Genomic DNA, 11,743 nt, shown 5'->3' with positions numbered 1-11,743 from the left:
TACTGAACTAGGTGAGACTAGTCGCTGGCACGGGCGATAGCAGTCAAAAGCTGAGGCAAAGTAGGAGTATTACTGGCGCGGAATTTTTCCGTGTCGCCCTGCATCAAGCGAATCATTGGCGTGCTGGTGACTCCCAGGTCCTCGCCGCGTTGAACTTGCTCCACCACATTGACTTCTTCTACTTCTAAATCAGGAAGTAGTTCTTGGGCTCTAGCTACAGTCTGGCGAGTACGAACGCAGGGTGCGCAAAAGGGCTGTGTGTACAGTTCCAATTTCATTAGTTGCTCTAGAACTCCTGTAGGACTGGTTCAAGTCAGAATCGCTCCTACTGCGGGATGAACCCTGCTCGCAGCTACTTCGGCCCGTGCACCGATGTGCAAGCAGACCAATATTGAAAACATTGAATCATGCTTGAAAATTCCATAGATCATCCACCCGTACTCAATGCACAGGACCTACGCCGTAGTTTCGGCTCCACCACCGCGCTCAATGGCGTAAATCTGAAAATCTCCCTCGGAGAATCACTGGCAATTATGGGTCCGTCAGGATCCGGCAAATCAACTTTGCTTCACGCGCTGGCAGGCATTGAACTGCCAGATACGGGAAGCCTAATCTTGGACCTTCCCGGACAAGCACGAGTAGATCTGCAACAGCTCAATGACAAAGCTCGAACCAAACTGCGCCGCCAGTCCTTCGGATTCGTTTTCCAAGCAGGACTGCTAATCCCAGAGCTTACTGCCGAAGAGAACGTGGCAATGGCTTTGATGATCAACGGAACCTCGCGTCAAACTGCGATGATGCAGGCAGGCCAAGTCTTGGCTGCGTTAGGTCTTGCTGGAATGGAGCAACGTCGAATAGGCCAGCTCTCTGGCGGACAGATGCAGAGAGTAGCGATTGCCCGTGCGCAGGTCACTGGTGCCATGGTTGTTTTTGCCGACGAACCTACCGGCGCTTTGGACTCAACTACCGGTGCCGAAGTACTAGACGTGTTGCTCGCTTGCACCGTGGGTGCGGGAAAGTCATTGGTCATGGTGACCCATGACCCGTCGGTAGCTGAGCGTTGTGACCGCGTTGTAAAACTCAGCGACGGGAACCTGATCAGTGACAGCCGCCAGGGCAGCAGCACTTTTGTGGGTCAAACCCGATGAACCTATTGCATCTAGCCTGGCTGCTGGGGCGCCCAGCCAAGGCTCGTCTAGCACCTCAAGTTCTCACCGTCAGTGCTTACGCCATGGTCAGCACGATTCTGCTGATCGTACTTGGTGGAGCGTATTCCTTCACCAGCTTTGAAGCCGAAGCTCAAGGAGCATATCTTCCATTGGCGGGAATAGCGGTAGTGCTCCTTGTGGTGCCGCTTCTAGTACTTGGGTCAGCCGCTGCCAGACTATCTGCACGAGCTAATGACCGGGCGCTATCTTCGCTGAGGTTACTCGGTGGAACCGGAGCACAGATTAGTGCGGTGACCGTGATTCAAGCGGCTGCCACGGCATGTGCCGGTGCGCTCGCCGGTGTGGTGCTGTACTTGGCTTGTGCTCCGTTGGCGTCATTGATTCGGTTCCAAGGAGCACCCATTGGCAAGGCCATTTATCTGCCGGCTTGGATTGTTGCGATAGCAGTATTCGCTGTCGTTCTTCTCTCCGCCATCAGCGCAGCTGCGGGTCTACGCAAGTTAGTTATCTCGCCCTTGTCTGTGGCTACTCGCAGAACGGTGCCGGTGCCAAGCTGGGTCCGCGCTTTGATTTCGGTAGGCAGCATCATTGTGTTGTGTTTGGTCTTCCTCAATTTGGGGAAAGTGACTGAAAGTATTGCCGTAATCATCGTGGTGATTCTTGCTGGCTTTGGTTTCGGACTACTCGTGCTGAACTTAGTTGGCCCCTACCTTGTTTCTAAGGTGGGCAAGCGCAAGCTCAAGACGGCTAAAACTCCACAACAGCTCCTGGCCGCACGAATGATCTTGGAAAGTCCCGCCGAGTCTTGGCGACAGGTTTCCGGCGTCGCGATGGCCTCATTTGTTGCTGTGGTGGGAGGCAGTGGCGCAGCCCTGATGCAACAGTCAGCAACAGATGTAATAGATCACTCCTGGTATGACTATTTACCCGGCGATATTCTCACCGGCGTTCTGGTGACCTTGGCAATAACCTTCATTTGCGTGGCTACGTCCTCCGCTATTAGCCAGAGCGCAAGTACCTTGGACCGGGCGCCACTGTACTCAGGACTTCACCGCCTAGGGATGCCGTACTCCACCATGAATTCGGCGCGCACTAATTCATTGATGATCCCGGCGCTGACTGCGTCGATCGGTTTTGCGATCGCTTCGACCGTTCTGGTCCTGCCGTTGGCTGGGATGGCAGTCATCCTCAGCCCACTGACGGTGCTTACCGTTATTGTCGCCGTGTTACTTGGTTTGCTTTTGGTTAGGGCATCAATATTGGTCGCGGATCCGAAAAAGTTGCTAACGGCTGGAAGATAAAGACAGTGATCAGGGTCCATTCTCTGATTCAGTAAATGGTTAGCATCACTTCATGGGCGGTGATTAGGTACGCTTCATGTTGCGTATTGATCCGATTACCGCGTATCGTGGCATACGGCTCGGATAGGTAACCCTTACCTATCTTGGCAGTAATGTTTCACAGAACCTCGCATAGTCTGGAATCACCGACCCATGAAAATTTCACGCCGCGCCGGAATCTTCGCCGCGTCCACCGCTATCCTCGCTCTGAGCCTGACCGCTTGCGGTTCCTCGGGCACTTCCGGAGATTCTTCGGCTGATTCATCAGCCAAAGCTGGCGAAGATTTCGCCCCGGTCACCATCAAGAACATTTATGGTGAGACCAAGATTGATAAGGCGCCAGAGCGCGTAGCTACCATCTCATGGGTCAACGCTGACACCCTGCTGGCTTTGGACACCGTTCCAGTGGGCATGGATGCCGACACTTACGGCCAGAACAAAAACAATTCCACTCAGTGGAAGGATGAGGCGCTGGCCAAGCTTGACGCCTCCATCGGTTCCGAGAAGGCTCCAGCACAGTTCACAACCGGTGATGACCCTGACTACACCGCCATCGCCAAGAGCAAGCCAGACGTGATCTTCGCTCCTTACTCGGGACTGAAGAAGGAACAGTACGAAAAGCTCGAAGAGATCGCGCCGGTAGTTGGTCCAATCAAGCCGAACTACACCTCCAGCTGGCAGGAAGTCACCGAGGTTGCCGGTCAGATGCTGGGTAAGGAAGATCAAGCACAAACCTTGATCAAGAAGGTTGAAGGCGACTTGGCTAAGGTCGGTGAAGACAACCCAGTTCTGAAGGATACAACCTTCATCGCAGCTGACTTGTCCGCACCGGATACCGCATACGTGTACTCCGAAGGCGACACCCGTCCACGCTTCTTGACCGCATTGGGCATGAAGCAGGCTGACTACGTGCAGAAGAACGCCACCAAGGATACGTTCTTCTTCACCGTTTCTCCTGAAAAGGTCAACGAGTGGGATTCAGATATCGTCTTCTCCTCAGCGATCGCCGGTAACACCACGAAAGACATCGTGAAGTCGCAGCCGCTGTACGGTCAGATCCCTGCAGTGAAGAGTGACGCGGTGGCACTGCCAGGCACCGATGAAGCAACCCTAGCTATCTCGGCCGCTTCGCCGCTGTCCCTTGAATGGTCACTGGACAAGGTTGTTCCAAAAATCGTGAAGGCTGCCGAAAACGCAGCCAAAGCAAAGTAACTGCTAGCGATTCGACGCTAGATAGTGCAACTGCGCTTCCAAGGATCGGCTAGCCGCGCCAACCAGGCGCGGATCCAGGTCGGGGTAGACAACGTCCAGCAATTGAGCTGGGTCAACGTCCGCCCCGGCCTTGCCGAGTTTAATCAGGGCCCCACGAACTTGATCCAATCGGGACTCACGATGCGCAAGGTAGGCACGCAACAACTGATGCGAGGCAGTGTGTTGCTCACCGTGCGCTGGATGCAGGGGCATGTCATCAAGGCGCAGCAGCCGATCCAAGGAAGCAAGGTAATCTTCCAGCGTTCCGTCCGGATGATCCAAAATAGTGGTCCCGCGACCCAATACGGTGTCGCCGGTGAACAGGTGCGGGCTGACACCGTTGAGCGTAAAGCACACCGAGTCCGAGGTGTGGCCCGGAGTGAAATGAACCTGAACGTTGATGCCCGCGCAGCTAATGACTTCGTGGTCTTCCAACGCTGCCGCATCCCGGCAGTATTCGTTCAACTGGGCGCGAACCGGTGCCTGGCACAGCCGATGCAGGTAGTTGATACCGTCGGTGTGGTCGCCATGGCGGTGCGTGATCAGCACCAACTGAATTTCAAATTGGGCCAGCGATTCCAAATGAGCGGGAAGCTCGGGTCCTGGATCAATCAACACCACCGGGGTACCGGGGCTCAACGCAGAAATTTTCGGGTCGAAGAGCAAATAGGAGTTAGTCCCATCCAACGTCATTTCCGAAGGGTTATCGGCCTGCAACAAAGCGATACCCGGAGCAATCAGGGTGGGAGCGGAAAGATGATCCATAGCAATGAGTGTAGGAACCTATGACCTCGACTGAAAGTGTGACGCGCCCAGAGCACGAAGCTGCCGGTCCGCGTCTGCCACGCAAACTCGGGGCATTTATCATCCTCGGAGTGTTGTTGGTAGTTGCCATCTGCGCGTCGTTGCTCTTTGGCGCACGCGCCGTTTCGCTGTCCGCGCTCAGTGATGCGCTGTGGCATTTTGATGCCACCAACGGAGATCAAGGCGTGGTCGCTTCGCGCTTTGCACGGACCATCGGGGCCATCGTGGTCGGGGCCGCCTTGGGCATGGCCGGTGCAGGACTGCAGGGTCTAACTCGCAACCCGTTGGCCGATACCGGAATTCTGGGACTGAACGCAGGATCCGCGATGAGCGTGGTGGTTGCCATCGCTTTTTTGGGTGTTAGCTCGCTGACCGGGATCATGATTGCCGCCTTTATTGGTGCGGCGCTGGTGATGACCTTGGTGTACGTGGTGGCCAATGTGGGGCGTGAAGGTGCCACCCCCATCAAGCTGGCCCTAGGCGGCGCGGCCCTGGCCGTGGGCGTAGGGGCCGTCACCAACGCGATTCTGATGATCTCGGATTCCACCCTAGATCGATTCCGCATGTGGCAGATCGGATCCCTGTCCAGCACTCCACTAGACACGTTCCTTGGTGCGGCGCCGGTTGTGGCCGTTGGAGCATTAATTGTTTTGTCTACCGCGCGGGTGTCCAACGCCGTCTCCATGGGAGATGACACTGCCACCGCGCTAGGCTTCAACTTAGGACGAGCACGCCTGCTGGGCTCGATCGGTGTGGTCATCCTGGCCGGTACCGCCACGGCGGTGGCCGGGCCCATCGCCTTTGTTGGCTTGATGATCCCGCACGCCGTGCGCTTACTGGTGGGCTCGGATTACCGGTGGTTAATGCCTGGGTCCTTGCTGGCCGGGCCGATCCTCTTATTGGTGGCTGATACCGTGGGACGAGTGATCGCGCCACCGAGTGAAATCCAAGTTGGCGTCATGTGCGCAATGATTGGCGGACCCCTCTTTATCCTGATGATGCGCAGCGGCATGAAGTCGGTGAGCCTATGAGCACCAACGAAATGACGCAAGAGACGGTGAAGCAAAACAAAGCGGAACAGAGCCGGCCGCAAAGGACTAAAAACCGGGTGCTTCGAACCACCATCTGGATGTCGGCCGCCATCATTCTTTCCATCGTGGCTTACCTGTTTTGGGGCCGCGACCGCCTACCTGCCACCGAAGTTCTACAGGTGCTTAGCGGCCAAAAGGTCCCCGGAACCAGCTTTATTATCATGTCCGATAGGCTGCCACGAGTAGCTGTTGGCGCCTTGGCTGGTGCGGGTCTTGGTATCTCCGGCGCACTCTTCCAGCGTTGGCTGGGCAACCCACTGGCCAGCCCCGATGTGATCGGCGTGGGCTACGGTGCCTCGGCCGCCGCGGTGTTCGCGATGATCACCCTGGGTTATACCGACTGGAAACTGAACGTCTTCGCCTTAGCCGGTGGACTGATTGTCGCCGCGCTGATTTATTGGCTTTCAGCGTCGGGTAAACGCACCGGGCCACGATTGATTTTGGCTGGGCTAGCCATCGGATCCATGCTGCAGGCACTGATCCAATATCTTCTGACCCAAGCTCAGGTGAATACCGCGAGCGACGTGATGCATTGGCTCTCCGGTTCACTGTCTTCGAGCAACTGGCGTAGCGCCCTGGTGCTCTTGATCAGCCTAGGAATTATTGGGGGAGTCTTCCTTCCCTTTGTGCTGCGTCAGCTCAAAATGCTGGAACTGGGCGAGGATTCGGCAGCCGCACTGGGCGTCAATGTCAGCCAGGCTCGCACGCTGCTGGTGTTTGTGGCCGTCGCTATGGGGGCGATGCCCATTGCAGTGACCGGGCCACTGGCCTTTGTGGCGTTCCTTGCCGGTCCGATTAGCGCGGCCCTTTCGCGCGGGCCAATCAACATTCCCCTTGCCGGATTGACCGGCGCAACCCTGGTGATTATCGCCAATTTTTTTGCAGCAAATTTGTTCGCAGATCTTGTACTGCCGGTAGGAGTAATTACCGGCGCATTCGGCGCACCGTTCCTGATTTGGATTTTGGTGCGCGCCAACTCAACCGGAAACGGGGGCTAATCCATGGCCACTTTGCAGGCTAGCGATCTGACCTTGGCCTATGACAAGGTCACCATTGTCGACGAACTGTCCTTGGACATCCCCACCGGGCAGGTGAGCATTGTGGTCGGCGCAAACGGTTGCGGCAAGTCCACCCTCTTGCGCGCCCTATCACGACTGCTTAAGCCCACCGGTGGGCAGGTGCTGTTGGACGGGGCGGATATTCATTCCAAGCCGGCCAAGGAAGTCGCAAAGATTTTGGGTCTGCTGCCACAGTCACCAACCGCGCCGGATGGAATCACCGCCCGCGAGCTGATCAGCCGTGGACGTTACCCACACCAGGGCTTATTCAAGCGCTTCTCCGCTGAAGATGAAGCGGCAGTGAACCACGCAATGGAAATGACCGGCACCACCGAGCTTGCCGACCGTGCAGTCGACGAGCTCTCTGGTGGGCAGCGTCAGCGTGTCTGGATCGCCATGGCGCTGGCCCAGGAAACTGACCTGTTGTTACTTGATGAGCCCACCACCTTCTTGGACGTGGCGCACCAGCTTGAGGTGCTTGATGTGGTCAGCGAGTTGAATCGTAGTCGCGGCATCACCGTGGTCATTGTGTTGCACGACTTGAACCTGGCAGCGCGCTACGCCGATTATCTGGTGGCCCTGCGTCACGGAAAGATCTACGCTGCCGGGCACCCGAATGAAGTGGTGACCGAAAAGACAGTTAAAGATGTTTTTGGGATGCCAAGCCGAGTTATCCCTGACCCGGTGGGTGGCACTCCACTGGTTCTACCTATCGGACGTCACCGGGTATTGCGCACCGAGCAGGTGCTGGCCTCCAAGGGTATTTTCCGCAGTGAGCCCAAAGCACTTGAGCCTTCTACCGGTACGCAGCCAGCTGAAGCAGAACAAGATGAGACGACCGGCGAATCTGAACAGAGCGTTCGCCCGGCCTACGAGCACGTTCCAACGTTGGCTTTTGAGACCACCTTGATCAAACGTCAAGAACTCTCACCTTCCTTCCGCCGTCTGACTTTCAGCGGCAACGACCTGGATTACTTTGGGACCAACAGTCACCCATTGGATATGCGGATCAAGTTGTTGCTGCCACCAGCTGGCGGTACCGCGCTGACCGACGAAATTGCCTCGATGCGCCCGAACGCGATGACCAGTCCAGCGGATCAAGTCGGTTGGTACAAGCGCTGGTTATCCATTGATCCGGACACCCGCGGCTACATGCGCACCTACACCGTTCGTGCCTTCCGCGAAGCCGGTCACCGAGATAACGCTGGGCTCACTGCAGAGCTAGATATTGATTTTGTGATGCACGGACACATGGTGGATGGAAAGCTACACGGCGGTCCAGCCACCGAGTTTGGTGATCGCGCCCAGGTGGGTGACCAACTGTTGCTCCTTGGCCCTAATAAGTTCCTCAATGATTCCAGCTACGGCGGCATCGAATTCCGTCCAGGCGATGCCGGCCGCATTGTGCTGGCCGGGGATGAAACGGCCGCTCCGGCAATTTGTGCGATCCTTGAGTCATTACCTTCTCATGTCACCGGACATGCCCTGATCGAGGTGCCAGAGACCACCGACATTCTGGGTGCTTCGACTCGTTCTGGGGTGTCCGTACAGTGGCTTACCCGCGGAAATAGTGAGCACGGGGAGCTACTACGATCGGCCTTGCGTCAGGTCGTGGCAATCCCGGCAGCCGGTGTTGTTGATACCAACGCCGAGCCTGAAGACATTGACATTGATTCCGAAATTCTTTGGGAGACCGGCCAAGCCAACAACGCCCCGTTCTACGCGTGGGTTGCCGGTGAGGCAGCGACCGTGAAGGAAATGCGCCGTTACTTGGTGCGTGAAGCGGGTCTAGATCGCAAGCAGGTGGCCTTCATGGGCTACTGGCGTCGTGGGAAGACCGAAAACTAGAACTGAATTTTAGTCCTTGGACTATTCCAAAGCGGCGGCCCTGAAAATCATTAAATGGTTTTCAGGGCCGCCGCTTTTTGGTTTTGAGAACTAGTTGCTGCTCGCAGGCTTGCAATCGGAACGCCGTGGGCGAGGATTTTCCCTGTTTAGGATCTCCAGCAGGCGGGTGAGCTCCCTGCGATCATCGCCCGGAAGCTTTTCAAAGTACCCGTCCATGCTCTCGCGTCTAAGCCGAGTCAGCTCACCTATTTGAGCCTTGCCACTGGGGCTCAGTGCGATGAGTGTGGCACGTCGGTCTGCAGGATCCGGGGTGCGGATCACCAGCTCTTTAGCTTCAAGCTGGTCGACAACCTCGGTGGTGGAGCGCGCGGCGATATGTAGTCGCTCTGCTAAGTGCGAGTTGCGCATCCCCTGGTTTTCGGCATGGCTGAGCAGGCTCAACACTCGCGATTGATGTGGGGTGATCCCTAAGGGGATGAGGTTTTCTCGCCAGCGCCCGCGGATAACGCGCGAGGCCCGGAGAAAGAGATCTGCCAAGTCATCCTTGGACTCTTCGTTCTGCATGCTTTCAAGAATAGTGTGTTCTTCAGAACAAATTCAAGATGAAACCACATAGTGAGGTTACCTCTGCTATTCTTTGTGTGAAAAGAGTGATGAGGGAGGATCTATGAGTTCAGGAGCAACGCACGGAGCACCGGCCGCGCCTACCGGTGGTGGCCGCATGAAAAATTCGGCCCAAGATAAACAATGGCTAGCCGAGCATCCGGTCTCACTCAAGCGTGTGGCCGAACTTTTTAGACCGCACCTGGGCTCTGTCATCGTCGTGGTCCTACTGATCGTAGCCTCGTCCATCATTGGCCTCGCTCAACCCTTCATTGTCCGCGAGCTGATTGATGACGCCATTCCCAATAGCAATGTTCGGCTTCTGATGTTCGGCGCCGGGGGACTGGTGCTCATTGCGCTAGCTACCGCGGTGCTGGAAGTGCTGCAAACGTGGCGCGCCACCTTGATGGGGCAGCGCGTTATGCACCGACTGCGTACCGGTCTCTTTACCCACTTACAGAAACAGTCGCTCGGATTTTTCACCAACTCCCGTTCAGGGGACGTCCAATCTCGATTGATCAATGATGTCGGGCAGATGCAGTCGGTCATTACCAATTCGGCAACCAGTATCGCTTCAAACCTGACCACCGTGGTGGCAACAGCAGTAGCCATGGTTGCTATCTCTTGGAAGCTCAGTCTGATTTCTTTGATTGTCTTCCCTCCGGCAATTTTGCTGGCCAAACAGACCGCAAAGTTGCGGCGCGCGGTCACCGGTAAGCGACAGCGCGAGATGTCTAACCTGACCTCGCTGATTGAAGAGCGGCTGAGCATCTCAGGAGTACGCCTGTCCAAGATCATGGGCACTGGTAGTGCGGACGCTGCGGTCTTCGCGGATTCCAGCCATAAGCTCATTGACCTTGAAATGAAAAGCGCCCTAGCCGGACGCTGGCGCATGGCCACCATGAGCATCATTTTTGCGGCTATTCCAGCTGCCCTCTATCTGGCTGCCGGATTGCCGGTGACAGGCGAAGGAATGAGTATCGGTACCCTGGTTGCCTTCACTGGGCTACAAGCTGGGATCTTCCGTCCAGTCATGGGCTTGATGCAACTATCGGTTCAGTGGGTTTCGGCCATGGCCTTGTTCAGCAGGGTTTTTGAGTACCTTGATACTGAGCAAGAATTACCGGTGCCGAAGAATCCAAAGCCGGTGGAACCAGAACATGTTCAGGGTTACGTAGAGCTTCGCAACGTGAGCTTCCGCTACCCGCAAGCTAATCGGGCGACCTTGGATCAACTAAATCTGACACTTGAAGCCGGCACGATGACCGCAGTGGTCGGCTCTACTGGTTCCGGTAAGTCCACTCTAGGCTCATTGCTTCCACGATTGCTGGACCCAACTTCGGGACAGGTGCTGCTCGACGGAGTTGACCTCAAAGACTATGCGCCAGAAGGCATCGCGAATGTGGTCTCTGTGGTGGCTCAGGAGAGCTACTTGTTGCACGATACTGTCAGGGCTAACTTGCTCTGGGCTGCACCGGAAGCAAGCGAAGCTCAACTGTGGCAGGCGCTCGAAGCTGCGCAGATTGCAGAGCTCATCCGCGGGTTGCCTCAGGGCATAGATACCGAGGTAGGTCAGCGTGGCCATCGGTTCTCCGGTGGAGAACAGCAACGTCTGGCCATCGCTCGAACCATGCTGCGCAAGCCAAAGGTTCTGGTGCTGGATGAGGCAACTAGCGCACTGGATACAGTCACCGAAGCGTTGGTGCAGCAGGCGCTGGATGAGCTTGCAGTTGGGCGTACTACTCTGCTCATTGCACACCGGCTAAGCACTGTGATGCGTGCGGATAAAATTGTGGTGCTCGAAGATGGCCAGATTGCTGAGGCAGGAACCTTCGACGAGCTGGTGGCCCTTGGTGGTCGCTTTGCGCGATTAGTTCAAAACAGCGAGCTAGCCGCGCAAAGGAACTAGCAGGAGGAGTCTCTGAGCCCTTGCTTTTCCAGTGAGTCCAGGATCTTTGGCAACGCGGATTCCAGTGCTTTGCGTTCTGCAGGATCAAGGGAATCAAAGAGCGTTTCGCGCACAAAGGTGACGTGGGTCGGCGCTGCACTTTGGATGGTTTGTTGACCCAATTCGGTGAGCGCAATTTGGTGACCGCGGCGATCGGTTTCATCCGAGCAACGGCTGATCAAGCCCTTGGCTTCCATACGACGAAGCAGGTGTGAAAGTCGGGAGCGGTCCCAGCGAAGTCCTTGAGCAACGTCAGCGGGACGTAAACTTGGTTCCGGAGTCTCTGAAAGTACCGCCAAAACCGAATATTCCCCGGACTGCATTTGTGCATCGCGGAGTAACTGACGGTCCATTGCGCTGGGGAATTGCCAGAGGAACTCGCGTATCGTGCGCCAGAGTTCCTGCTCGCTATCGGTGAGCCAGCGGGTCTCGTCGCTCTTCATGATTTTCTTTCACCCTTGTATCGTTAGCCCAATAAAATTTTGTTGACGCATCAATCATCTCGTGTAAGGTTGGTTTTGGCAACATAGGCTGACACGTCAATTAACTGATGGCCAGCTACCTGCCGAAATATTGATTCACATCATCATGTTCAACGGGCAGCCGTTGTTCTAGGGTCGATGTGGAAGCA

Annotated in this window: 11 protein-coding genes; 7 read left to right on the top strand and 4 right to left on the bottom strand. The window is 56.1% G+C overall.

The features are described 5' to 3' along the window. Positions 1–17: 17 nt before the first annotated feature. A complete protein-coding gene (locus EYR88_RS07460) occupies positions 18–278 on the bottom strand; it encodes a thioredoxin (RefSeq protein ID WP_131089022.1) in 261 nt (86 codons plus the stop codon). A 129-nt stretch (positions 279–407) separates the two neighbouring features. On the opposite strand from EYR88_RS07460, the gene EYR88_RS07455 reads away from it, so the two are divergent. From EYR88_RS07455 to EYR88_RS07445, 3 genes are all read left to right on the top strand, one after another. Beyond that, the gene (locus EYR88_RS07455) at positions 408–1,148 is read left to right on the top strand and encodes an ABC transporter ATP-binding protein (protein WP_165477296.1); all 741 of its coding nucleotides are present in this window, start codon (positions 408–410) and stop codon (positions 1,146–1,148) included. Continuing rightward, positions 1,145–2,470, top strand: a complete 1,326-nt coding sequence (locus EYR88_RS07450) for an FtsX-like permease family protein (RefSeq protein ID WP_165477295.1) — start codon at positions 1,145–1,147, stop codon at positions 2,468–2,470. The genes EYR88_RS07455 and EYR88_RS07450 overlap by 4 nt, the downstream gene beginning before the upstream one ends. A 192-nt stretch (positions 2,471–2,662) precedes the next feature. Beyond that, on the top strand, positions 2,663–3,721 hold the full coding sequence (locus EYR88_RS07445; protein WP_131089020.1) for an ABC transporter substrate-binding protein: 1,059 nt from the start codon (positions 2,663–2,665) through the stop codon (positions 3,719–3,721). Positions 3,722–3,724: 3 nt separating this feature from the next. Here EYR88_RS07445 and EYR88_RS07440 read toward each other — a convergent pair whose 3' ends face one another. Beyond that, complete coding sequence (locus EYR88_RS07440; protein WP_131089019.1) at positions 3,725–4,525, bottom strand: MBL fold metallo-hydrolase; 801 nt, start codon at positions 4,523–4,525, stop codon at positions 3,725–3,727. A 20-nt stretch (positions 4,526–4,545) separates the two neighbouring features. Here EYR88_RS07440 and EYR88_RS07435 point away from each other — a divergent pair, with 20 nt between their 5' ends. Genes EYR88_RS07435 through EYR88_RS07425 form a run of 3 tightly spaced genes read left to right on the top strand, consistent with a single transcriptional unit; the run spans position 4,546 to position 8,561 of the window. Next, entirely contained in the window at positions 4,546–5,595 is a 1,050-nt protein-coding gene (locus tag EYR88_RS07435; RefSeq protein ID WP_131089018.1) for an iron ABC transporter permease, read from the top strand. Next, positions 5,592–6,653: an iron ABC transporter permease gene (locus EYR88_RS07430; protein ID WP_131089017.1), complete on the top strand. Its 1,062-nt coding sequence runs from the start codon at positions 5,592–5,594 to the stop codon at positions 6,651–6,653. The genes EYR88_RS07435 and EYR88_RS07430 overlap by 4 nt, the downstream gene beginning before the upstream one ends. Positions 6,654–6,656: 3 nt before the next feature. Further along, positions 6,657–8,561 (top strand): SIP domain-containing protein, encoded by a 1,905-nt coding sequence (locus tag EYR88_RS07425; RefSeq protein WP_131089016.1) that lies wholly within the window; start codon positions 6,657–6,659, stop codon positions 8,559–8,561. A 90-nt stretch (positions 8,562–8,651) separates the two neighbouring features. On the opposite strand, the gene EYR88_RS07420 is transcribed toward EYR88_RS07425, so the two are convergent. Continuing rightward, positions 8,652–9,125, bottom strand: coding sequence for a MarR family transcriptional regulator (locus EYR88_RS07420; protein WP_131089015.1), 474 nt, complete (start codon positions 9,123–9,125; stop codon positions 8,652–8,654). Between the two features lie 103 nt (positions 9,126–9,228). Between EYR88_RS07420 and EYR88_RS07415 the strand changes: the two genes are divergently transcribed. Then, positions 9,229–11,073 carry an ABC transporter ATP-binding protein gene (locus EYR88_RS07415; protein ID WP_131089014.1) on the top strand — a complete coding sequence of 615 codons (1,845 nt, stop codon included), beginning with the start codon at positions 9,229–9,231 and terminating at the stop codon, positions 11,071–11,073. Here EYR88_RS07415 and EYR88_RS07410 read toward each other — a convergent pair. Next, positions 11,070–11,555 carry a MarR family transcriptional regulator gene (locus EYR88_RS07410; RefSeq protein ID WP_131089013.1) on the bottom strand — a complete coding sequence of 162 codons (486 nt, stop codon included), beginning with the start codon at positions 11,553–11,555 and terminating at the stop codon, positions 11,070–11,072. The two genes, EYR88_RS07415 and EYR88_RS07410, sit on opposite strands and share 4 nt — an antisense overlap. Positions 11,556–11,743 lie beyond the last annotated feature (188 nt).

It is taken from the genome of Arthrobacter sp. S41 (assembly GCF_004320535.1).
Classification (GTDB): domain Bacteria; phylum Actinomycetota; class Actinomycetes; order Actinomycetales; family Micrococcaceae; genus Glutamicibacter.
Note: the sequence above shows the minus strand (reverse complement) of the source record. Positions and strands in the feature narration are given on the sequence as shown.